Source organism: Halegenticoccus soli (genome assembly GCF_002844195.1).
GTDB classification, from domain to species: Archaea; Halobacteriota; Halobacteria; order Halobacteriales; family Haloferacaceae; genus Halegenticoccus; species Halegenticoccus soli.
The window spans coordinates 422053-444641 of record NZ_PEND01000005.1 but is presented as its reverse complement, the minus strand read 5'-3'; the positions used below and the strand labels follow the sequence as shown (position 1 = coordinate 444641).

Annotated in this window: 24 protein-coding genes and 3 pseudogenes; 15 read left to right on the top strand and 12 right to left on the bottom strand. The window is 59.3% G+C overall.

Going from position 1 to position 22589, the window contains the following annotated elements; all coding sequences use genetic code 11:
- The first annotated feature begins 155 nt into the window (after positions 1-155).
- The 6 genes and pseudogenes from mntA (CNO20_RS24420) (at position 156) to CNO20_RS15890 (ending at position 3503) form a co-directional block, all read left to right on the top strand.
- On the top strand, positions 156-599 hold the full coding sequence (gene mntA / locus CNO20_RS24420; RefSeq protein ID WP_101297101.1) for a type VII toxin-antitoxin system MntA family adenylyltransferase antitoxin: 444 nt from the start codon (positions 156-158) through the stop codon (positions 597-599).
- On the top strand, positions 592-786 hold the full coding sequence (locus tag CNO20_RS15915; protein WP_101297100.1) for a HepT-like ribonuclease domain-containing protein: 195 nt from the start codon (positions 592-594) through the stop codon (positions 784-786). The genes mntA (CNO20_RS24420) and CNO20_RS15915 overlap by 8 nt, the downstream gene beginning before the upstream one ends.
- Before the next feature lie 27 nt (positions 787-813).
- Positions 814-1023, top strand: a pseudogene (locus tag CNO20_RS24415) (HepT-like ribonuclease domain-containing protein); the annotation flags it as partial.
- 84 nt (positions 1024-1107) lie between these two features.
- The gene (locus CNO20_RS15905; RefSeq protein WP_233204223.1) at positions 1108-2391 is read left to right on the top strand and encodes a right-handed parallel beta-helix repeat-containing protein; all 1284 of its coding nucleotides are present in this window, start codon (positions 1108-1110) and stop codon (positions 2389-2391) included.
- A 303-nt stretch (positions 2392-2694) separates the two neighbouring features.
- A complete protein-coding gene (locus tag CNO20_RS23080; RefSeq protein WP_158237432.1) occupies positions 2695-3006 on the top strand; it encodes a hypothetical protein in 312 nt (103 codons plus the stop codon).
- A gap of 5 nt (positions 3007-3011) precedes the next feature.
- The gene (locus tag CNO20_RS15890; protein WP_233204222.1) at positions 3012-3503 is read left to right on the top strand and encodes a type II toxin-antitoxin system VapC family toxin; all 492 of its coding nucleotides are present in this window, start codon (positions 3012-3014) and stop codon (positions 3501-3503) included.
- A gap of 145 nt (positions 3504-3648) precedes the next feature.
- Here CNO20_RS15890 and CNO20_RS15885 read toward each other — a convergent pair whose 3' ends face one another.
- The 5 genes and pseudogenes from CNO20_RS15885 to CNO20_RS24125 all read right to left on the bottom strand — a co-directional run bounded on the left by CNO20_RS15885 (position 3649) and on the right by CNO20_RS24125 (position 9458).
- Complete coding sequence (locus tag CNO20_RS15885; protein ID WP_199174872.1) at positions 3649-4857, bottom strand: hypothetical protein; 1209 nt, start codon at positions 4855-4857, stop codon at positions 3649-3651.
- 847 nt (positions 4858-5704) lie between these two features.
- The gene (locus CNO20_RS15880; RefSeq protein ID WP_101297096.1) at positions 5705-6895 is read right to left on the bottom strand and encodes a flavin-containing monooxygenase; all 1191 of its coding nucleotides are present in this window, start codon (positions 6893-6895) and stop codon (positions 5705-5707) included.
- A gap of 158 nt (positions 6896-7053) precedes the next feature.
- Positions 7054-7866 carry a helix-turn-helix transcriptional regulator gene (locus tag CNO20_RS15875; protein ID WP_101297095.1) on the bottom strand — a complete coding sequence of 271 codons (813 nt, stop codon included), beginning with the start codon at positions 7864-7866 and terminating at the stop codon, positions 7054-7056.
- A 165-nt stretch (positions 7867-8031) separates the two neighbouring features.
- Positions 8032-9332: pseudogene (locus CNO20_RS15870) on the bottom strand (RNA-guided endonuclease InsQ/TnpB family protein).
- Positions 9333-9335: 3 nt separating this feature from the next.
- A complete protein-coding gene (locus CNO20_RS24125) occupies positions 9336-9458 on the bottom strand; it encodes a hypothetical protein (RefSeq protein WP_267195304.1) in 123 nt (40 codons plus the stop codon).
- Positions 9459-9815: 357 nt separating this feature from the next.
- Here CNO20_RS24125 and CNO20_RS15865 point away from each other — a divergent pair, with 357 nt between their 5' ends.
- The 4 genes from CNO20_RS15865 (at position 9816) to CNO20_RS15850 (ending at position 11927) form a co-directional block, all read left to right on the top strand.
- Complete coding sequence (locus CNO20_RS15865; RefSeq protein WP_101297094.1) at positions 9816-10151, top strand: ArsR/SmtB family transcription factor; 336 nt, start codon at positions 9816-9818, stop codon at positions 10149-10151.
- 88 nt (positions 10152-10239) lie between these two features.
- The gene (locus CNO20_RS15860) at positions 10240-10668 is read left to right on the top strand and encodes a VOC family protein (protein WP_101297093.1); all 429 of its coding nucleotides are present in this window, start codon (positions 10240-10242) and stop codon (positions 10666-10668) included.
- Positions 10669-10678: 10 nt separating this feature from the next.
- The gene (locus tag CNO20_RS15855; RefSeq protein ID WP_101297092.1) at positions 10679-11137 is read left to right on the top strand and encodes an SRPBCC domain-containing protein; all 459 of its coding nucleotides are present in this window, start codon (positions 10679-10681) and stop codon (positions 11135-11137) included.
- Between the two features lie 484 nt (positions 11138-11621).
- Complete coding sequence (locus CNO20_RS15850) at positions 11622-11927, top strand: hypothetical protein (RefSeq protein WP_143423271.1); 306 nt, start codon at positions 11622-11624, stop codon at positions 11925-11927.
- An 83-nt stretch (positions 11928-12010) separates the two neighbouring features.
- On the opposite strand, the gene CNO20_RS15845 is transcribed toward CNO20_RS15850, so the two are convergent.
- Positions 12011-12424: an ArsR/SmtB family transcription factor gene (locus CNO20_RS15845; RefSeq protein ID WP_101297090.1), complete on the bottom strand. Its 414-nt coding sequence runs from the start codon at positions 12422-12424 to the stop codon at positions 12011-12013.
- A 98-nt stretch (positions 12425-12522) separates the two neighbouring features.
- On the opposite strand from CNO20_RS15845, the gene CNO20_RS15840 reads away from it, so the two are divergent.
- Positions 12523-13143 (top strand): DUF7509 family protein, encoded by a 621-nt coding sequence (locus CNO20_RS15840; protein ID WP_101297089.1) that lies wholly within the window; start codon positions 12523-12525, stop codon positions 13141-13143.
- A 129-nt stretch (positions 13144-13272) separates the two neighbouring features.
- Here the strand turns inward: CNO20_RS15840 and CNO20_RS15835 are convergent, their stop codons facing one another.
- The 5 genes from CNO20_RS15835 to CNO20_RS15810 form a co-directional block, all read right to left on the bottom strand.
- The gene (locus CNO20_RS15835; protein ID WP_101297088.1) at positions 13273-14169 is read right to left on the bottom strand and encodes a DNA-binding protein; all 897 of its coding nucleotides are present in this window, start codon (positions 14167-14169) and stop codon (positions 13273-13275) included.
- A gap of 653 nt (positions 14170-14822) precedes the next feature.
- Entirely contained in the window at positions 14823-15101 is a 279-nt protein-coding gene (locus CNO20_RS15830) for a DUF7521 family protein (RefSeq protein ID WP_101297087.1), read from the bottom strand.
- Positions 15098-15475: a winged helix-turn-helix domain-containing protein gene (locus CNO20_RS15825; RefSeq protein WP_101297086.1), complete on the bottom strand. Its 378-nt coding sequence runs from the start codon at positions 15473-15475 to the stop codon at positions 15098-15100. The genes CNO20_RS15830 and CNO20_RS15825 overlap by 4 nt, the downstream gene beginning before the upstream one ends.
- A 404-nt stretch (positions 15476-15879) precedes the next feature.
- Positions 15880-16815 carry a transcription initiation factor IIB gene (locus CNO20_RS15815; RefSeq protein ID WP_101297175.1) on the bottom strand — a complete coding sequence of 312 codons (936 nt, stop codon included), beginning with the start codon at positions 16813-16815 and terminating at the stop codon, positions 15880-15882.
- 517 nt (positions 16816-17332) lie between these two features.
- Positions 17333-18115, bottom strand: coding sequence for a DUF8170 family protein (locus tag CNO20_RS15810; protein ID WP_199174871.1), 783 nt, complete (start codon positions 18113-18115; stop codon positions 17333-17335).
- A 115-nt stretch (positions 18116-18230) separates the two neighbouring features.
- Between CNO20_RS15810 and CNO20_RS15805 the strand changes: the two genes are divergently transcribed.
- A complete protein-coding gene (locus CNO20_RS15805) occupies positions 18231-18707 on the top strand; it encodes a hypothetical protein (RefSeq protein ID WP_101297174.1) in 477 nt (158 codons plus the stop codon).
- A gap of 202 nt (positions 18708-18909) precedes the next feature.
- Positions 18910-19344 carry a type VII toxin-antitoxin system MntA family adenylyltransferase antitoxin gene (gene mntA, locus CNO20_RS15800; protein WP_101297083.1) on the top strand — a complete coding sequence of 145 codons (435 nt, stop codon included), beginning with the start codon at positions 18910-18912 and terminating at the stop codon, positions 19342-19344.
- A gap of 177 nt (positions 19345-19521) precedes the next feature.
- Here mntA (CNO20_RS15800) and CNO20_RS15790 read toward each other — a convergent pair.
- Positions 19522-19818 (bottom strand): annotated as a pseudogene (locus tag CNO20_RS15790) (zinc ribbon domain-containing protein); the annotation flags it as partial.
- A 634-nt stretch (positions 19819-20452) separates the two neighbouring features.
- On the opposite strand from CNO20_RS15790, the gene CNO20_RS15785 reads away from it, so the two are divergent.
- Together CNO20_RS15785 and CNO20_RS15780 are read left to right on the top strand one after the other, a co-directional pair.
- Complete coding sequence (locus CNO20_RS15785) at positions 20453-21115, top strand: helix-turn-helix domain-containing protein (RefSeq protein ID WP_101297082.1); 663 nt, start codon at positions 20453-20455, stop codon at positions 21113-21115.
- Between the two features lie 551 nt (positions 21116-21666).
- A complete protein-coding gene (locus tag CNO20_RS15780) occupies positions 21667-22326 on the top strand; it encodes a helix-turn-helix domain-containing protein (protein ID WP_101297081.1) in 660 nt (219 codons plus the stop codon).
- Positions 22327-22589: the final 263 nt, after the last annotated feature.

The following is a 22589-nucleotide window of genomic DNA, read 5'->3' as shown; positions in this document are numbered from 1 at the left end:
CTCAACGGAGGCGCAAAGCACCGAAGTAGGGCGGAGGTTCACAGGCCTGTGGATTCGGACACAACTACTCTCAGAAATCGCGCTGTGGGTTAGGACAGGGACGGTGTCAAAGAGCAAGGATTCATACCCTCGGAAACGATATGTGCAGGTAGAGAATGGGACAGCCGGTTAACAATCTGCCGTCCGATGTTCGTGAGGCCGTGATCACACGACTCGAAGAGGCTCCCGTCTCGCTCGCGCTACTGTTCGGCTCCTATGCAACCGGCCGTGCCACCATAGGCAGTGACGTCGACATAGCTGTCGAATACGACGATTCACTCGAAGACCTCACCAATACCCATCTCTCGCTCGTCACCGATCTCACACGAATTCTCGGGCGAGATGATGTCGATGTAGTGCGAATTACATCTGTTGATCCCCGAATCGCAGTCGAGGCTCTCGAACAGGGAGAGCTTCTCATCGGCACAGACGAGGACGCCGCCCAACTTCGCGACCGGCTTGAACCGGCTCGTAAACGACAAGAAGAACTCGTTCAGCGCCGTATCGAAGATGCTGAACGCACGATCCAGCGCCGTCTCCAACGCCGCGAGCATGGTTGACGAACAGGCTCGGCTCCGCGAAATGCTCGCGGATCTTGAGGAGTACCTCGATGGACTTCGTGAGAAGCAGGGCGTCCCAAAAGACCGCTTCGAGAACGATGCGGATCTCCAAGATATCGTCGAACGACGTCTTGAAAAAGCCACACAGACGTGCATCGACATCGGTCGGCTAATCGGTCGCCTTTAAGGACGCAATCTCAATGAGACGACAAACGCAAAGGTGTTCGTTGCACTCGTTGAGCTAGGCGTGCTCCCAGCATCGCACCGTCAGGAATTCATCGATATCGGCGGCCTTCGGAATGTTCTTGCCCATCGCTACCGCCACATCGATACGGGAGAAATACACAATATCTATCATGATCTTGGACGCCTTGAGCGGTTCTCCGAGGCAATCTACCGCTATCTACATGAAGATCTGGACTAACTGATCTTACTTACGGAGAGAATCCCGCCGGCCACGGCGGGGAGGATGTCATGTGGACTGCCCCCGTAGATTTTGGCCACGATGATGTCTAGACGACAGATCCTTCGGATGGCGAGCAACCTGGGAGTCGTCGGCTCGGCCGGGTGTGCGGCGCCACGGATCACAGAAGGCGGGCGGCGGAACGGCGGCGGGGGTGGTGCCGGAAACCCGGAAGACGACGCCTCCGCGACGATCGACGGGGGGCGCGACTACGACGTCGTTCAGATCCCCGAGGACTACGAGACGATTCAGGCCGGCGTCGACGCCGCCTCGGCGGGCGATCTGGTCCTCGTGGCGCCAGGCACGTACGCCGAGGAGGTCGTCGTGTCGACGCCGGGCGTGACGGTCCGGGGACGCGACAGGAACGAGGTCGTCTTGGATGGGGGGTTTAGAAGGAGAAACGCCATCGAGGTGACCGCCGACGGGGTCGCCATCGAGAACCTGACTGGACGGTTCTACCGAGGGACCGGGTTCTACTGGTCCGGTGTGGAGGGGTTCCGCGGGAGCTTTCTCACGGCGTACAACAACGGCTACTACGGAATTTACGCCTACGATTCACGGGACGGACGATTCGAACACAGTTACGCGTCGGGCCACCCCGACGCCGGCTTCTACCTCGGTCGAAACCGCCCCTACGACGCCGTGATCTCCGATGTCGTCGCCGAGTACAACGCCATCGGGTACTCGGGCACGAGCACCGGCGGATCTCTGACCGTCAGAGACTCCGTCTGGCGGTACAACAAGGTGGGTATCTTCCCGAATACCCTTGACAGGGCAGACCCGCCCCAGCGATCCTCCCGTCTCGTCGGCAACCAGGTCTACGCGAACAACGAGGCGGGCGCTCCGGCCCTGTCGTCGTATCCGCTCATCGGGATGGGAATCCTCCTCTGGGGAGGATCCGACAACATCGTCGCCGGGAACCGGGTTCACGACCACGACCACTTCGGAATTGTGGTCCACCCCCACGTCGTCGAATCGTCGGGGAACGAGATCCGGAACAACCGGGTCGACGGCTCCGATCGAGCGGACCTCGCACTCGGGCGACCCGCGGGCGAGGGGAACAGCTTTCACGACAACGAGTTCGTGACGAGCCTCCCGCCGAACATCGAATCGGATGGGATTGGGGGGAGCACCGAGGTGACCGACGTCTTCACCGCGCTCGAACGCCGAGCCGAAACCGGCGACTTCCCCGCCGGCGATTGGCGCGACCAGCCGGTACCCGGCGATCAACCATCGATGCCCGACCCTAAAGCCTCACCCAGGTCAGCCGAGAGGGCCACCTCGTGGGAGACGACAGAGGCGCAAACGGACGGCTACGGCATGGCGTGATTCACACTTCGGACACGCCGTGGCAGTACAGGCGACAACTACCCTTTTCGACATACGGGTCCATTGCGGTTGGAAGATCTGGAGCGGAATCCGGAGGGCGGTGCCATGTCCGGCCCGAGGAACGCACCAGTAGAACGCGTGCGCTCTGTCCTCAGAGTGATCGATTCGGAAGCCCCCGTTCGTGAATCTCTGGTGGGTGGAACACTTTGCAGCCTCTGCGCCCTAGCCTTTTTCATGAAATCATCTATGCGAACATCTTATAGTCCATGAATCAGTAGAGTGCCGTAGCAACTGAGGGATTGTATGAGCAGCAACGACACCAAGCACGTTCAGACCGAACTGAGGGAGGACGAGTACGAACGCTTCCGCGAGTTCGCTCGGGAACAGGGGCTCTCGCTCAAGGAAGCTGGGCAGAAGGCCCTCCTCGAGTGGATCGAACGACAGCAGCGGGCGGATCCGAACGATCGGGCGTTTACCGTCCTTGACGAACTCGAAGGGGATTCACTTCCGGACACGGCAGATACGGATGCCCGCAACGAAGCCGATCTCGTCGAGGAGTGGCACGGCAGCGATGAGACGTTCACGCTCGCCGACGATCCGTCCGCCAAGTCCTGATCCAAATGGCAGATCCAGTCGAGACTCCGATCGGGACCGTTACGGCCGAGCATTTTCGACCGGGTCGCGTTCGACACCAGGCCGTCGTTGGCCCGAAGTTCCTGTACGCGCTGTTTAATCCTCGCGATCAGATGCACACAGTCTCGCGTGCCTTCATGACGTTCGTCCGTGACGGCGAGCTCCCCTACCGTCGTCTCGTCGTGAACGACCATATCGTTGATGAGGCGGCAACTCGGCTCAAAAAGCAGGCATCGATGCGGAACGCGGCGGCGTTCGTGACGACGCTCGACGAGAGTGATCTCTATCAGTTCGAGTCCGTCTCTGAGGACGTCTTTAACGAGGCTAGAGAGACGTTCGTCGAGTGGACGGATCTCAACGCGTCATTCACTGATTTCGTTGTCGCCTCTCACATGAACCACTTAGAAATCGATCACATTCTCACCTATGACCGCCACTACGATGCATTCGAGGTGACGCCCCTCCCGTATCACGGATAGGGCTCAGCACGCTCACCTGGGCTAAGCAACAGGCTATAAGATGGCAGCACGTTCTAGTAACGGCAACATCCACGTGGCCACGTCTCCGCAATACAGCCGACGGTGACGTCGCCTCGCCGTCTCGAGGACGAACAAACAGCCGACCTTATCGTTCAGCAAATGTGGTCGAAATCACGGAGCCCCACGTGAAATCCTCAACCTGCGTGGCGTCGAGGTAGTCATTCGGTTCGATGCCATGGTCACGCAGGACGCCGATAGCCTGCGAAAGCGACATGTCGAGGTCACCGGTCTCAGCCGATGACTCGAAATCGATAGCACCGAACTTGATCTCCGAGAGATCGTCGCTTCCGGTGGTTGCCGCGAGCAAGTTGGGGTTGACCGCTGCTATCGGCTGGTGATACGAGTACGTGCCCACATAGAAGCAGAGCAGCTCGTGATCGCCGTTAAGTTCGTGGCCGACAACTCGAATTGCGTCGGGGTCGGACTTACTGAAGCGGTGGAGCGCGACGGTCTTCGTCCGGTATAGTGCTCGCTTTCGGAGCGAGCAGACGCGAGCTTCTGCACCGTCCCCCCGTTGGTAGGCTGTATCCGCCTCCTCGTCGAGCCGTTTGGCGTGACGGTTGATCGTGAACACCGCTTCGAGCAGCTCGTTGGACTGTGGAAGCGGATCGATCTCGTCGTAGTCAATCTCGGGATGGCGCGACGGCGGCGAAAAGTCCACGTCCCGAGGTTCGATATCGGGAGCGGACGGCTGTTCGGAGAGTTCATCGAGGAGTTCTATCCGAGCGATCTGCCCTACGTCAACGCGGTCGAATCCCTGTACGTCGGTGACACCTTCGGCGCGCACTGCGCGAACGGAGACGGTTGGGCGGTCAAACGGAACGGGCGGACGGTCAGGGTATTCGTCGGAAGCGTTCGCAACCCACTCCGTGAAGATGGGCGAGTCATCCGGGATCCCGTCGAGGTGTGAGAAGCCGTACGGTTCGTCTGCATCGTAGAGTGCGTCCTCGCGGCTCGCCCAGACCTCCAGTTTGCGTTGCGGGGGGAAGAACGGGTCTTCGAGGTCAGCGTCGCCGTCGCGCCAGTGGCGGTCGAGGCCGGACCGACACCACTCCGATTCCGGGAGGTGAAGTCCGTCCATACAGAACAGGGTAAGCCCACCGTCTTCGATCAATGCATTCTCGATGACGGCGTCGAAGTACTCAAGAGGGACGGTCGTCGTGGCGGGACTCACGCCTCGACAGGGCTCGACCGGGATCGTGGCCTGCCCGTCGTCGAGGTACACGCGAACCGGTGAACCGACGTTCGTCACGAGTCGGTGAGCGATTTCGTCCGGTCGTTGGCTGTCGGTCATAGCGGACAGTACTCAGTTATTAACGGATGAGATCCGAAGGTATCAATGTTGGTTGTTGGCGAAGGAGAGATCATCGTCAAGGATGAGTGACCTCCTCGTTAGTCCGAACGTACGAACGTTGAAGCGAAAAACGTTGGTCGCAACCTGGTTCGAGATACGCTCCCCTTTCAGCTAAATTCGAAGTGGAGCCTCCGGCCTCAAGGAGCGATCGAAGTGAGCGAGTAGGCCGGAGAGGAAACCGACATGGGGCGGGGAAAACGCAAGGATTAGGCCGTCTACGCCTCAAATGTAGTGTACTGCTGTCCCGGCACATGTCCGGGACAGTAGAAGCCACAAGTAAACTGGCTCCTGTGGTGCGAGGACATTCGTCCTCGCATCCTGTACTCGGGAACGACGACCGCGAAGACACGCCATGTGCCTCTGTCTCCCCGTTTTGGGGCCGAGCGAGAGGACACCGGGAATTAAATCGGCGGGACAATCCTCGCCCCGGTCGGAGTGGGAAGCGACAAACATCGCGCCCATGCCGGAATGAGGACGGTAAGAGGAAGCCGGGCCGCGTCCATGCATGGGGTCGCGGGGCACAATGTCGTTGCGAGAAAGCCCCGTCCTCAAGGAGTGACCGACTGCCGCAAGGCAGGAGGGAGCGAGTAGGGGTGAGGTAGTTTACAGAACTATGACTCTGTTGAAACGCTCAATTCCTGACGGTTTGGCGAGGCTCTGCTGAATACGGAGGATGTACCGGTCACCGCGGGTGATCTGGCTCCAAGTTAGGATGAGCTAGATCGTGCGAGATGGCGACGTTCGCGAGACTGCCCGTTCTCAGACTCGGGGTTGACGCCGAACTCGACTACGACTGCTGGAGGAGGTCGTCCACCGATCCGATATAGCTCGGACGAGGCTGCTGCTGCTGCCGCGCCGTCGACGTCAGGTGGTCGACGACGTACTTTGCATCCCTGCCGACGCCGGTGAACAGCCCCGACGTCATCGCGTACAGGAAGAAGAGGCCGACGAAGTACAGTCCCGGCTCGTCCGGGACGACACCGCGCACGTGGACAGGCTCCTTGGGCTGTTCCTTCTCGTCGAAGATTGGGAGGTCTATCCACGAAAAGTCAGGGCGGAAGCCAGTGCACCAGATAACGTTCTTGACGTCGAGAACGTCGTCCCCGACGACGGGGCGACCATCACGGACGCCGGTCGTGCGAGGCACCCGCTCGACGCCGGCTGCGGCCAGGTCACTCGGCTTCGTGCGCACCAGCGGGCCGCCCTGTGAGAGCACCTTCGGGCGGATACGGCGCCCGATCGGCGTCCCCGTCGTGAAGATCCGATGGAAGAGCACGCGCATCACAAACGGGACCCCGAGGTGACGGCCGACCCACGAGTCGATGTGGAACGGCACGTGGCCGACATCTCGACCCGACAGCCACGTTTCGTGCTCGGAGGCGACAGGGCGAGACGCTCCGCGTCTCGCTTGCAGCCGGCGTGAAGCGCCGGCGACGTCGAGGGCGATCTCGGCGCCGGAGTTGCCCGCCCCGACGACGAGTACGTTCCCGTCCTGGAGCTGATCGGGGTTTCGGTAGTCACTCGTATGTAGCTGGACGATGTCGTCGGAGAGCTCCGCCGCGAAATCCGGGACCTTCGGGACCTGGTAGCTCGCCATCGCCACCACGACATTGTCCGACTCGATCCGCCGGTCGCCCGCGGTGACGAGGAAGCCATCGCCGCTCCGTTCCAGCCCATCTACGCGGACGCCAAGTTCGACAGGCAGGTCGAACCGCTGGGCGTAGGTCTCCAGGTAGTCGGCCACCTCGTTCTTTGTGGGGAAGGCGTACGGTGAGCCCGGAAAGTCCATCCCCGGTAGGCTCGAATATCGGGCGGGCGTGAACACCCGGAGGGAGTCCCAGCGGGCCCGCCATGCGTCGCCGACGCGATCGCTCGCGTCGAGGATGACGAAGTCCTGGTCGTGCTGCTGCAGGTAATACCCAGTCGCCAGTCCGGCTTGGCCGCCACCGATAATGACAGTGTCGTGTCGTTCGATCATGTCTTCGTTCCTCGGTAAGTGTACGCGCCGGAGGGAAGTGATGATGCCGCGTGCAGGATTTCATGCCCTGAAATCTCGGTAGGCCGAGTGCTTGCTACGTGAGAAGCTCTCGGCTGACCGGTTTGCCAGTCCGAGGGCGGCGGTCGTCGCCAAGGGTGTTACGACTGCACGTGGGACTCGAAAGCGGTGGGATCTACCGGGCTCGCCTCCGCGCGAACCTGCTCGAAGACTGAGATGGCCCACTCGCGGGCCGCCGGGGCGTCGGTGTCGATGACCGCCACGAGAGCCCCAGTCTCGGCGTCGTGGCAGCAGATACCGGCCCGGTCGTCCACGATGCCGAGGCCGCAGCGGTCGCCGTCGGGGAGGTGATCGTGGACCAGGACGGTCGCGTTCTCGCAGGCGGCGACCTCTATGATCCGGTCCGGGTTCCAGGCAAACATCCCCTTCAGGGCCTCAGGGGTGAACACATACTCGAACGTCATTCCCTCGAGGACTGCGCCGCAGGCTGTCTCGAGGTTGCTCGACTTGTAGACGATGTTGTCGAACCCGCGCAACGACGAGGTCGACGCAATGAGCTGGCCGAGACGCTCGACGGGCTCGTAGGGGTAACCTGGCCCGGGGTAGGAGACCACCGCGTCGGCGAAGAGGTCGACGGAGAAGCCCGGCATCTCGACCGGCAGCCACTGCCAGACGTCGCGGAGCTTCTCTTCGATCTCCATCGCGTCCCGGAGAGCCAGGAACCGGTCGGCGACGTACTCGCCGAGGGGGGTCAGCCCGTACGTTGGGCCGTCCCTTACGAGCCACGTACGCCTTTCGAAATCGGCGAGCACCCGTCCGACGGTCGGCGAGGAGGCGCCGGTGGCCTCACACAGCTCTCGACGGTCGGTCGGTCCGTCGGTCAGCGTCTCGAGGACGCTGACGCGGTGGGCCGACGTGGCTAGGAACTGGATGTTGTCGATTCCCGCAGTCATATGCGATGTAGGGAGGCGAAGAGCTTAGCATTTCTACCCTGGGGAGAGACAGGTGACTCTACGTTCGAGGGGCTCGGGAGGATCAAGTGGCGTGTTCTCCGCCAGCTTCCCAGCCCGCCCCGATGGCGGCAACGCACCTCGGTCGTGGTGGTGAACTACCCTATCCTACTCGCTCACGGCTGACGCCGTTCGCTCCGTGAGGGGAGGGCTTCCTGCTTCCACGACGCGCTTTGCAGATACAGGAGTATCCACAGGGAGCGCAGTCTCCACAGGCGTTCCTTCGGAGTATCCCACTCCTACGTCTTCGAGGCCGCGAGAAAGAATGTTCCACGCCGTTGCCAAAACGCTCCGCGTTTTGGCTGCCCGCCAGAACCGGCGGTTCTGGCGACCGCGTTCGCGTCCCTGTCCGCCTCAAACCCGCAGGCGGGACAGGAGTGTTCACGGACCCACAACGGCTTGTCCGTCGAAACGCCGCACGCCGCGCACTCCATGGTCGTCCCTCTCGGGTCGACCGCCACGAAGTGCGTCCCCGCTCGCTCGCACTTATAGTCGAGCACCGAGAGGAACGTTCGCCACGCCGCAGACGCCGTGTTGCGGCTGTTCGACGGCGACTCCATCATCCCCTTCACGTTCAAATCTTCGACAGCTACGAGGTCGTACTCCCGAGCGTAGTAGTTCGAGAGCTTGTGCAAGAAGTCGCGGCGCTTCCGTCGGAGGACGGCGTGACACTCTGCGACTCGACGCCGTTGCTTCTTGTAGTTGGCAGAGCCGTGTTGCTTCTGCGAGAGCTTCCGTTGCTCGCGCTCCAAGCGTTCACGTTCGTTCGAGAGGTCGAGCGACCCGACCGCCGTGCCGTCGGTGTCATGGGCGTACGTGAGAATCCCCACGTCGATACCGACACACTTCTCGGGGTTCTCGGGTGGTTCGGGTGTCTCACGGTCCATTTGGACGCCGAACGTGGCGAACCACTCGTCCGTCGGTTCCTTCTTGACCGTGACCTGCTTGAGCTTGGCGTCGTCGGGGATGGCGCGGTGGAGCCGTATCGGTATGTCCGCGAGTTTCGAGAGTGACAGGACAGTCTGACCGCCCTTCTTGTCGAGCTTGAAGCCAGACTGACTGTACGTGAAACTGCGGAACTCCCGTGGCGGTTTCCACTTGAGCTGGCCGACGCCGTAGCCGTTCTCCTTGAGTTCCCCGAGCGACTTGACGTTCTGCTCGATTCGCATGACCGCTGTTTGCAGGACTGTTGAGTACACGTCCGAGAGGCCATCCCACCACTCTTTCAGGGCGGGAAGTTCGTCGCGAACGGACCGGACGCGCTGGTTGAGAGTGCCCGCGTCCTCGGGGATTTGGTTGAAGCGGTAGAGCGCGTGATTGTACAGTTGTCTACAAATATCGCGGTGGCGGTCCAACTCCTCGCGATGGGCGTCGGACGGTTTGAGACGATATTTGTAGGCGTAGTACATCCACTATTCGCGCTCCTCGATGAGTTCGTCCAGCTTATCCTGAACGAACCGCGAGAGATTCAGGTGATTCTCCTGAATCCACTCCTCTTGGTCGTCGCGTATCGAGATGTTCTTGCGCTTTACCACACCACAAGTTACACAAGATATGTGGTTAAGTGTGACGGAACGTGGGCCTGTGGGCCTGCCGTCGTAGAGTGTATGAACAAACGTGCGGCGCTGTATCCCCTCCCTGCTCGCGCCTCTCGTTCAGTTGGCGCTCGCTGAGGAAGGGGACTTAGCGCCTTAATTCAGCTAAACGTATCACAACCCGGCCATGAAACCGTGTATCGTCTGTTGAGTACTATGCCGGCTTCCTCCCACGGCTCAAGTCGTGGGGTTCCACCTCAAATGTCGTCTGAAGAGTCGGCCACCGTTCAGGGCCCTGTATCCGACTTTCCTTGCTTAAGCAAATGCTTAAGTAACATGGCCACATTAGTTTAGTAGATGCTTAAGCATCCTGACGTCAACCTGGACGCGGTCTTCGCCGCGCTCTCCCACCCCATCCGGCGCTCGATCATCGAGCAACTCTCCGAAGGGGAGAAGAGTGTGAGTGAGTTGGCCGAACCCCACGACGTCAGCCTGTCGGCGATTAGCCAGCACCTGCGCGTGCTGGAGGACGCCGGGCTGCTCCAGCAAACCCACGAAGGCCGGGTGCGAAGGTGCGCGCTCCAGGGCAAGCCCTTGTCCGAAGCCTTCTCCTGGATCGTCCAGTACCGCATCTTCTGGGAGGACACGCTGGAGGCCATCGCGCAACAAGTCGAAGGAGACGATGAGACATGAGCGACCAAACTAATGAAACGGTGGCTGGAAGTACCAAGGTCAGCCGCGTGATCGATATGCGGGCCGAACGTATCTACAAGGTGAACCGATGAAGGCAAACACGTACCTAAACTTCGCAGGTAACACTGAGGAGGCCTTCCGCTTCTACGCGGATGCCCTCGGTGTAGAGTTGACGGACATCGTGCGCTTCGAAGACATGCCCACGGAGGGTGAATCCATCCCGGAGCATGAGCAGGAGAAGGTTATGCACGTGGGGCTACCCTTGGATGGGGACCAGACCCTTATGGGGTCGGACATCCTCGAGTCCCAGGAGCACGAACTGGTGGTCGGCAACAACACATACATCTCCCTCCACGTCGACTCAAAAGAAGAGGCGGACAGGCTCTTCGCCGCCCTATCCGAGGGTGGTGAGGCCGAGATGGAGATGGCCGACATGCCCTGGGGTGACTACTGGGGAAGCTTCAGCGATCGCTTCGGCGTCCAGTGGATGATCAGCTACACGTATTCGGGGCAGTGAGGTGACTGGAATGTCAGAAGAAACCGGAACCATCGAGGTAAGCCGTGTGATCAAAGCACCCGCCGAGCGTATCTACAAGGCGTTCTTGGACGCTGACGCGTTGGCGAAGTTCTCGCCGCCGGCAGGCTACACCGCTAGGTACGACCATGTCGATCCCAAGGTCGGCGGAACGTACCGCGGGACGTTCACGGCACTGGAGACCAAGGAAAGCCACAGCTTCGGTGGCGAGTACGTGGAGCTGGTGCCCCACGAGCGCATCGTCCAGACAGACAAATTCGAGACCGATGCGCCCGAGATGCAGAGCGAGATGACCGTGACCATCACCCTCGATGAGGTTGAGGGTGGTACCAAGGTGACCGTTCGCCAGGAGGGCATCCCCAAACCGATCCCCGAAGAGGATGCCGCCACGGGTTGGGGCATGAGCCTGGAGAACCTGGCTCGGCTGGTGGAGTTCCCAGAGGCCGAGTAAGGCAGTCGCAGCCCGGGCCGCAGCGCCTGGTGCTGACTGCCGGTCCGTCCGTTCATATCAAGAATCAGTAGGTAATCACCACCCTACGTTACCTAGACGGGTGTAGTTTCCGACAGATTTGGAGGATTACGGCCTGCAAGATACGCGCATTGTCTTTAGCTCGCTATTCCTGTCACGTTCTGAGGGTTTCAACAGCGCCAGAACTATGTTTGACATCCTCCTGCGCCTCAAGACGCGGGTATGCGCTCGCACTATCTTTTAGCTGTAATCGAGGGCGCTAAGCCCCCTTCCTCAGCGAGCGGCGAAGCCGCGAGCAGGGAGGGGATACAGCGCCCGTACGGTTTACTTTCACTGTCTACGGCATCTTTACTCCCCGCCCGGTCGTGCCACGACCGAAACGGGCGTTCGAGTCGTCCCTCGCGCACTCAGAGCGTCGCTCGTGGATCTGACAGCCCGTGCGGCGCTCCTCGAGAGAGGTGACACCATGGCAACCATCAGTGACAACGACCCCGAATCGATCACGACCGCTGTCGTCACGATCCGTATTCCATGTCGGACGGACAGTGATCTGGTTACTGACGCCGGGAAGCGTCTCTCGCGAGCCAAGGGTGTCGCTGATGTAACGATTGACGAGTTACAGGGTATCGAGCCGCAGCTTTCGGCAACGGTCATCACGGCCGGTGTCACCCTTCACTGGACCACGAGGATCGCCGATACCGAGGTGAGGGCGCGACTAGCCAGCGTCCCCGGTCTCGAATCGATCCACTTGCGACCTTCATATAGGAATTAATAGCTATTGAATACTATATTAATAGTGTAGAAAATATAAAGAATTCGTGAATATGGGCGAGAGTGTCCGAGAACTAGCCGTGGCTACTGGTCTGTCGAACTGCTATACATCTCTTCGAACTCGTGTTCTCCGCGGATGAGTTCGTCGACACCCTCCGAGAGAACGGTTTTACCGAATATAGTGGCCCGGTAATATGTATAGAGGCCGTCCTGGCCGCGTTCAGTGCGTTGGCGTTTCGCGATAAGGCCGACGTCGACGAGTTTGTTGAGGTGGTAGTGGAGCGTGCTGTCGTCGATGTCGATCGCCTTGACGAGTTCGGTCGGGCTCATATCTCCGGAGTGGACGAGGCGGTAGACGATCTCGTATCGCGTTCGGTTTCCAATCGCGGCGTGCATCGCGAGGTAGTCTTCGAGTGAGAGAGCGCTGTTCTCGGGCAGTAAATCCGCAGGGTCCTCCGGGAGATCCTCACCGCCTGCGTGCTTCGAATTCGTCGCCATACTATCTCTTACTACGAGGGCGCTTAACTTAGGTGTTCCCAAGCCAGCATTTACAAAAAACGCCCTTATTTATATATGGTGCATCCGTTGCTTCGCGTATGACCGACCGGATCACTCGGGACCTCATCGTCCAGCGATTAGGACGAGTGACCTACCCACGTTTTCTCGTGTATGTGATGGGACCGTATAAGTCGTTCAACCTCAACTACGTCCTCAACGAGGACGAACGCGCCGGAATCGAGATCGACGACCTCCCGGGGCCGTTGCGACGCCTCTTCCAGGAGAAAGACGCCATCACCGACGCACAGGCGCTCCTTCGGCGTATCCAGGGTGGCCTCCGAATGGACCCTGGTGTGAACGCCTTCCTCGCCCTTGACGTCGACGTGGACACGGATGATATCGATGCAGTCACGCAGAGCATCGAGTTTGCACGATGCAGTAACGCGACGGTGTTTATCGTCCCGTACCTGGGCCATAATTTCGGTGTGGGCGAAGAGGCGGGAAGTATCCTCGAAGCACTCGCCGAGACACACGGCGATCGTCTCTTCTTCATTCACGAAGCCAACGTAACAAGCGCGATGATCCGATCCTCGAAGGTTCGGTGGGACCTCTACGTCGAGACGTATAAAACTGAAGACGAGTTACTCGACAAGATCCGGTTGTTCACCGTTGGGATCATGCACGCCGAACGCAAAGGCGATCTCAAACGCCTCGAGTAAGGTGAACCCTCGTCTCTGCCCTCGCAATCTCGGTTAGTGTGCGAACGGCCGGTGCGTCAGCACCCGGATCGTGGAAGTGATCGTAGTGGCGGTGCTCGCGTACACACCAGCAAAAAGGGTGTCCCCCGGCTATTCACACCCCCGACCGCGCTCTGGGAAATGGACTGTGCTCCAGCCGGTGAGAGCCACCGAGACGCGCCCGTTGTACCAGTTCTTCGCCGCTCCGTGAATCCGAACTCGTTCGCTCTCTTCGATCCACGGGGCCTCCGATGCTTTCCAGCTTGTGAACTTCGTGCGCCCGCGCTCATCTTCGATGAGACCGACCTGAGCAATGCTCGGACTTGACGGCTCCCAGAGTTGCACCACAGTCCCTTCGATGCTCACCTCTTTGCGATTGACGTCTTCGAGCTTTCCGATAGGGACCACCTGCCCCGGCGCCGTCTGCAACTCCTCAAATACTCCGACGACCGCACTCATCAGGTCTTTCCCATCGACCACGGCTTCACCCAGCCGCCGGCCAATCGCCGCTCGCGACCAGCCATCCAGCTTTTCGGCCAGCCGCATCGACTGTGTGTTCACCGCCACCAACTGCTCTTGGGTGAGTTCTGCACGAGGATCGTCTCGCTCCGGGTCCGCCCACGGGTCCACGCTCGCCGCCCGCTTCTGGAACGCTACACGCCGCTCAGCGCTCCGCTTCGACGCGATGTCTCGCGTCCGCTTCTCCCGACCGTCTTGCGTTCCTAGTTCGGCCTGGGCACTGATGCGCTCTAGCTCAGCCTCTCGCGCCCGAATGCGCTCTTCCTGTTCGAGGGTCGCACCGTAGATCCGCTCGTCATTGGTGTCGACCATCCCGTCTGGGTGGTTCGTATCGACCTTTGCCTGCACTTCCATCTGCACCGTTGCCTTGAACTTCGGCGTCTCGTCGACGACCTCGAAACCGTCCTCGTCGACCGCCGCGTCCTCGTGTTTCTCGAATGCCTGTTCATCGACCGAAACTACATCAGTGGTAACGTTCTTACTTGACATTGGTACTCACCAGTACCGTTGAAGGCGCTCACGCGCCCGACACCGCGATGCTCCACCATTGCGGTTTTCCGACGACACCGACCGACAGACCCATCTGCGCGCGCTCGCTCGCGCCCGAGTGAGGAGACGCATCTAGCACCGCGCTTGGTGCTGGCGCGAGGGCACATGCACTTTAGCCCGGAACGGCGACCGAGCAACGCGAGGGCGCCGCATGCCCGGAATGGTCGGTCGCGAGCGACGCGGAGGTCCCGCGAACGAAGTGAGCGGGACGTCGGTGAGCTTTGCTCACCGGAAGGCGGCACGCGGCGAGCGGGGCGGGCCGTTGAGAAGCGCCCGTCCATCCGAGTTCGACGCTCAGCGAATCAGTCGACATCCTGGTGGACTCAAACTGGGCGAGGCCGTCTCGGTCACTGGGAGAGCGTTGCTCTCCCAAGCACACAGCACTTTGCGCCGTGAACGTCCTCCGACCCCGTTAGCACCGAGTGTAACGAGGCGCGCAGCGTGGTCTTCGTGAGCCCAGCGAACGAAGTGGTGGTACTCCTGACTACCGATTCTTGCACTTGGATTCCGAATGTATTCGCATCCAGTCTGTTCACGAGAGGGAATGGAGTTTAACCTCCCCAGAGGGAGTGGGGTTCTGGTTGTGATCCTCATCAACGTTCGAGGTAGAGCGAGTACAATACGATCGCTAGGCCAATTGCCACGAGGATGCTATTGATCAGGATGCCCATCTCCAAGGTGACGGAGAGAATTTGATGGGCGATGCCTGCGAGCAGCACGCCGAACGTGATGACACCGAACCCGATGCCGAGAACGCGAAGCGATGGTGTTCCGGTGTTCCAATAGGCTCTAAACGCGATATAGGTGATTCCGCTTCCGAGGAGTAGAATCACCGTCTTGACGACGACGATGGCTGTTTCTATCCAGATCATAGTTCGTCCCCCATCTTCGACCAGATGTCCGCAAGCCGTTCGTCGGCATTCCGTGGCGGCCGCTCGACGGTCACTGAGAAGTCGTTATCCTCGTCCATGGAGATCAGCACATCGTCGAAGTCGCGTTCGTATTTCGTGGTTCGACCCCCGCCGGGGTTGATCGTGTCCTGCTCGCGGACGAGCGAGGCGTCGCTGAGGAGTTCGAGTTTTCGGTACACCGTTGATTTGGGGATGTCACAGGTCTCGATGAGTTCAGTTGCAGTCATGGGTTCAGCTGTTTCACGGAGGATAGCCCGACAGTCGGCGTCGTCCAGCGCATCAAGGACAGCCTGCAGCGATGGAGAGTCCTCAGATAACGCTGAATCACGCACCATTGTCTGATTTTGGCAGGTACTCGGGATATGCTATCCGATTACGATTCACCAGGCGAGGAGTGGAATCAGTCTGCGAACGCTGTCGTCCCACAGGGATTACAACTCGGAGCTGTCTCCAATCCGCCGTTTTCCGTCGTCAGTAATCTCGTAGAGGCCTCGACCGACTGGATGGATCTGGCCATGCTCATAGAGTTGGGCACACGTTTGGTCGACCGTGATCGGATGGCAATCTGCAGTGCGGGCGATATCCATGACATGGAGCGGCGACTCCGCGCCGAGTATGGCAAGGACTTCCCGGTCGAGTTCGCGACCAATTTCACTCATCACATCCGTTGCTCAGCCAGCGGTCGCTCCCTTCTCGTGACGCGATTCTGCGTACTCGGTCATCACGCATAGCCTCCGCTCTATGCGTAGACCTCCAGCAGTTCCTGGTAGCGATTCCGAATCGTGACCCGGCTTACGTGGGCCGCGTTGCTCACCGTCTCCTGTGTCAGCTGTTCGTTCGTGAGGTGCGTCGCCGCGTAGAGTGCCGCCGCGGCGAGACCGGCGGGACTTTTCCCACTATGGGCGCCCTCTGCCTTTGCCGTGGTGAGGAGATCGCGCGCCTGGCGCACGGCCTCGTCGCTCACATCGAGTGCTGACGCGAACTGGGGAACGTATTCCAGCGGATCCGCTGGTTTGATCTCCAGTCCAAGTTCTCTGGAGACATACCAATAGGCCCGCTGAATCCGGATTTCTGCGACACGACTAACCTCAGCGAATTCAGCCAACTGTCGGGGTGTCCCGTGTTGTCTGGCTGCGGCGTACAGTGCGGCTGTTGCCATGCCTTCAATGGACCGTTCCGGTAGAAGATCTTCCTCGACTGCACGTCGATAGATCACTCCTGCCGTCTCTCGGACTGGGTCCGGGACATCGAGAGCGGATGCCATCCGACTGATCTCGCCGAGTGCCTGTTTGAGATTTCGCTCGTGGGCGTCTTTCGTCCGGAACCGTTCGTCCCACGTGCGAAGGCGCTGGAGGCGAGCTCGCTTCCGGCCAGCTACCGATTGGCCGTACGCATCCTTATCTTGCCAGCTAATCGTCGTACTGAGCCCCTTATCGTGCATGAGTTGTGTGGTTGGCGCGCCGACGCGGCTTTTCTCGTCTTTTTCGCCAGTATTGAACGCCCGCCACTCCGGCCCCCAGTCGATGGAATCCTCGTAGACGACCAAGCCGCACTCTTCGCAGGTCGTTTTTCCGTGCTCATCGTCATGCACAATCTGCCCGTCGCACTCCGGACACGATGAGAGCGACTGAGATTCGGTGGCCGACTGCCCGTCATCTGTGCGGCCGTCTTCGATATCGAGTTGCGTTTTAGCTGTAATCGAGGGTGCTAAGCCCCCTTCCTCAGCGAGCGGCGAAGCCGCGAGCAGGGAGGGGAGACAGCGCCCGTACGGGTTACTTTCACTGTCTACGGCATCTTTACTCCCCGCGCGGTCGAAGCAGGTAGTACGATGCTCACCACGTCTCCGACGGTGTTCAAGCGTGACAAGAAGCGCGAACCGTCGGGTGTGGCCGAGTGTCCATTTGGTAGGAGTGGGACACTCCGAACCACCCGTAAAGGGAAGTCGCCTGTGGAGTCTGGAACCGCTGTGCCCACGTCGGGTGCAAGTTTCGACACAGAAACAGGAAGCTCCGACCTCAACAAGCGAGGGCCGGGTAGGCCCGAGTGCGGTAGGTCGGAGTAGTTCACTCATGAATGCTGGAGTTCAGTACCTACGTCCACTCACTCTGAATGGGTCTCTCTAGCAATGAGAGGGGTCGGCAGCCGAAGAGTATGTGGCGGATTCCCAAAGTCTGGGATTCCGCCAATATGATTTACCGTTGTTCCCACCCTGGTCTCGGTGACCCTGGAAGATCATCTGTAGCGTCGAGTAACTCTTCCTCAGTCGTCCAGGGATAACATCGCCCATGGAGTTCGAAGAGACGGAAGTCATTCAGATGCACCCAGCTGTACGACGGAACCTCGATATCGTGTTCCTCAAGTGTGGTCCTCACCGCACCGACCGAGATGTCGATCCCAGCTTGGTTTGCTCGTTCGACGAGCGCCTCGAGTTCTGCAGTCTTCGTCTTGTCATCGATGTCGGTGGCAGCTCTGATCTGCGCAGCCGCAGCGACTACATCACGTTCGTCAGTGAGGTGATCTTCCGTTTCCCCCTGGTAGGCACGCGGGAGGGCGTACGCCTTTTCGAAGTACTCGGTTTCGCCCAGTTTGCCGAGTTCGTTGATCTCCCCACCCGCGTCTTGCTCGAATACGGCAGCCACGTAATCACAGAGTGTCGCCGTGATATGGAACTTCACGCGGAACTCCGGAAGTCGGGGAAGCTCAATGTCCGAGAGGTCTCCGATGAGGAAGGCATATGTTCCGTATCGGCGGTTCAACCGATCACTGACCGCCCGTACTCGGCGGAGATACGGATCACGATAGCTCCCGAGGACGAGATATGCGGTTTGATCACGGTCGTAGATTGCCGGCGTCTCACTGTTTGCCCACGAGAGGATTCGCACGGCCTCCGTCGACCCGACGTCGAGCCCGCGTAGAGCCTGCTGCACAGCCTTCATGATCTCGCTCGAATTTGGGGGAACGGATGGAGAACTCATACGCAGGAACTGCACTGGCTGGGTAAAAGGCGTTTCTAACTGACTCAGTGTTTCGGCGATTCTATTGACTTGTTCAACCCAAACCGTTATGCAGTCGAGCCCACTACTCTACAGTATGAGCGACACGGCACCGGAAGGGTTCGAGGATCCCTTCGCCGAGCAGCAGCGAATGCGTGAGCTGCTCTCCCAGGAGACGCGCCATCTCATCTTGCAGTTGATCCTCGGTCACCCAGCACACCTCGCGTCGTTGGCCGAGCTCGACTACATGATTCCGAAGAACGAGGCAGCCATCCTCGACCAGCTCGAGACACTCCAAGAGGCAAGAATCCTTGACGTCTACGTGCACGAACCCAACGTGTCGACGCGAGACCTCCCGTCAAAGTTCTGGGGACCGACCGAGCGCGGGGTTGAGATTCTCTACGAGCATAACTTCCTGCGGGGCGTTCCGATTGCGCGCGCGGTCTACGAGGAGACGAAAAAATCCGAGCGGGTGCAGCGCCACGAGAACGCACCACGACCGACGCTTCCCGAAGCCGTTAGAGAGGCACTCGAATTCGACGAACCGAATGTGGAAGCGGCTGAAGCTCCCTAGCGGTCTGTTTAGAGAGTTTGGAGAAGAGGAGTATCAATATTGCGAGCGAAACGAGGCGCGACCGAAGGGAGTGCATCGAAGCGAACGGTGGCCGAAGGGGAGCCGTGAGCGACGCGGAGGGCGGCAACGGCGAGCGGGGCGGGCCGTAACGATTGGCAGGGAACCTACGGAGATATATTAAGTAGGAACGTGAAGTACTACCATGCCCAAACCGGATGACTCCTCTGTCGAAACAATCGACCTCGAAGAGATCAGAGAGTACCTCGCTCAAACCGAGGTCATCTTCGCAGTACTGTTTGGGTCACATGCAAATGGAACAGCAGACGAGTCATCGGACGTCGATATCGCACTTCGGTTCCCAGACGAGCTGTCCGAAGCTGAACGGTTCCGCCGGCGCAACCGTATTGACGCGGACCTACAGGCATACGCAGATGGATTCGTCGACGTGAGCGACATCGAGTCGCTGCCAACTCATGTTGCGCGTACTGTGCTCCGAGATGGTGTTCGTCTCGTTGGTGACCAGAAGGACGTAGACACCTACAAACAGGACGTTGAGGTCGAGTATGACGCAAGCGCGAGCGAACGAGAAGAAGAACGGCGAGAATTTATCGATCGGCTAGCTCGTGGTGACGTCTAGATGGTCGATGAGGAGATTGTCGTTGACAAGCTTCAATACATCAATGAGTACACGAACGATCTAAAGCAGATGCGGGGAATGTCCAAAGCGGAGTACGGTAAACTACCCCTCCCTGCTCGCTCGACCCATACGGGTCTCGCTCCCGGAGGGAGGGGCTTTCATGTGGACTCCCGGCGATCAGTCCGAGGCTAAGGCCTGCGGTCCGTCGTCGGTCATCGTCCCACGATTCACACGCACGTCTACTGGTGCGTCTCCGCCCAGGGACTTCTGCCCCGAACGGAGTCTGTGGTACTGCTGACGGGCGTATCGTAGCCCGATGTTCTTCGCTCCGTTGTAGTCTGCGTTCACCGCGTAGCCGCACTTCTGGCAACAGAACTCGGTGCCAGAGCGGTTCGCCTTCGCCGTGAACCCGCACTTCGAGCATCGTTGTGAGGTGCTCTCATCTCTGTAGCAAGCAAGCGATACTGGTGTTTCCGTCCACGTCGGGACGGACACCGACAAGATCCACTAGTAGCTCTCGGAGGAAGCGCCAGTAGTGACCGTGTTTTCCTCTGAGCTACTTAAGTGAGTGAACAACACACCAGAGTGTTCTCAGGACTGACGTCGTCCCTCTCGGAGGTCTGTTCAAGCGTGAGCTCAATCTGGTGGACCGTGTTGGCGCCACACTCTGACAGTGCCTCACCGCTTCAGTTGGGTCAAGGTCAAGCAGATCCATCGTCGTCACCACTTCTGAGGGCTGGTTGAGTGCCCTTAATTGCTGGTCTGAGACCGGACAACGCTCTCCCCAGGGAGCGTTACGAGGGTATTTAGCACCTGTAGGAGGCAATCTCTCCGCACACGCAGGTGTCTCGCACAGGATCCTCACTCACGGAACTCCGTTTCCTTCCTGAGAGAATGCCTGTGTCTCTGCGACCTAAGTACAGTCTCGCCTCCCCATTGAGTCTTGAGTGCCTCCACATCGTCGTGTTGAGGTGTGTCTCCGAAAAGACTTTCACCGGGAACGCTTTCCCATGGCCGGCATGGGTCTCCTTACCATGAGACCCATGGACAGAGAGATGCCACAAAGAACCGCGTGCAACTGTCCACAGCTACTCCGAGCTGACGGCCCGTGATCACCGCAAAGTTCACCCTTCAGGTTCCGTTTCTCCAAGAGTCGCTTGCCGCGGTTCCAGACATGGAGTTGCGGATCGAGCCAGGACAATTCCCGTTCGTTGGCGAGAAGACGATTCAACTCCTTGTCTGGGCCTCAGGGGACGACTTCGAGCGCTTTGAAGCACAGGCGCGCGAGAAGCCACTCATCCAGGAGATTGCTACATTGACGACGGAGGGCTCGTCTCGACTCTACCGGGTTGAATCAGAACACGAGGAGCTACGATCGCTCTTTCGGATTCTCTTCTATGATCACGATACCGTTCTGAAACGAGGGACGGTCACTGCAGCCGGTTGGCAGTTTTGGCTCCGCGCAGTCGATAGAGACGCCATCTCAACCGTCGCGACAAAACTCCACGAGCACGGGATCCAGGCAGATTTTAGCGCGATCTATACAGAGCACGGCGGTGAAGACGTCACCGCGAACCTCACTGATGGCCAATACGACGCGCTGGTCACCGCCTATACCCGTGGGTATTTCGACGTCCCACGTGCGGTAAGTCAACAAGAGCTTGCAGCCGACCTCGGGATTTCAGGCCAGGCCGTCTCTGAACGACTGCGGCGCGCGGTCAGAGCTATCCTCGATGATACACTTGCTCTCTCTATTGATCACGAAGATTGACCTCCTCCCACGACTACAGTCGCGGGATTCCCACGAGCGACGGCCCGTTGAGTTGGGATGGGTACGGTTCGCACACCGACGAGGTGCTGGCCGGGCCAACCGGCCGTTACTCCTCTCCTCAAACCGGACGCCCCCACCGTTTCCGGCAGGATACGACCGAGTGTGACCGGATTCGGAGGTACCTGGGTATTTAGCGTCGGTACCCGACGTGAGGTATCCCGAAGGGGTACTTCGAGCCTTGGTCGGGAGGTCCGAGTTTGTCCGATTGTCCCGGTTTGGGCGCGGACGTGCCGCGTCGGATGACCAGAGAACCGCGCGGAGAGTACCTAAGCCTTCGCTGCGCACTGAAAGGAGACGACGACGGCGATTCATCCCACGACTTGAGTCGTGGGTGGATGTCAAAGGCGCGAACACCGCCTCACTGGAGCCAACCACATTGCTCCTGAGATACTCTCCGAACGTCCCTCAAGTACGTACAGACGTACCCTCCACCTCAATCGCTGATTCGCACGGCGACAACCTCAGGAGTGACTAGCGCCTGTGTATACCTGATGACGATTAGTACGGAATTTACGCTTCCTGTCCATGGATTCCCGCTTGGGCGTGCTCTAGAGGAGCTTCCTGACATTCGCATCGAACTCGAACAAGTCGTCCCCAGCGAAAATGGATTCATCCCCTTCTTTTGGGTGTGGAATAACGAGAGCCCCGCCCAATTTGAAGCAAGTCTCGACAGTGTGGATGAACTCTCCTCATTGGCGCTACTCGATACAGTCGAAGACGGCGCACTGTATCGTGTTTCATGGGCCAACCCAACCGACGGATTCATTCATGGAGTATCCGCCACTGGAGCGGTGATTCTCGGCGCGATCGGAACAGAAACGGGCTGGACTGTTGATCTGCGGTTTACGACACACACTCAGCTCCGTGAGTTCCAAACGTACTGTGCTGATCATAAGGTCTCGATTGAGCTGAAGTATCTTCATACGAAGCCGGAGGCCCAACTCGCAGACCAATATCGACTGACCGAGACACAATTTGAAACGCTCCTCGAAGCCTACAAGAGAGGGTACTACACCGATCCGAAAACGATCACCCAGCGTGATCTCGCTGAGCACTTTGGGGTCTCCCAGCGCGCGATTTCGAAACGTCTCCAACGTGGTTACGCCCAGCTGATCAAACACACAATCGCCGGAGAACCCCAACCAACCTAAGGTTCCTCCCCCGAATAACGAGTTCACAATAGAACCAGACGATACTCACCTCCCGTCCCCTTTTATTCGATGAAATGCACTCGCGGTTAGCTTTAATCGAGGGCGCTACGCCCCCTTCCTCAGCGAGCGCCAACCGAAGGGAAGGCGCGAGCAGGGAAGGGAGACAGTGCCCGCACAGTTCACGTTCACTGTCTGCGGTATCGTTACTCCCTGCGCGGTTGAAGCGGGTAGTAAGACACTCACCACTGTTCCACTGGTGTTCA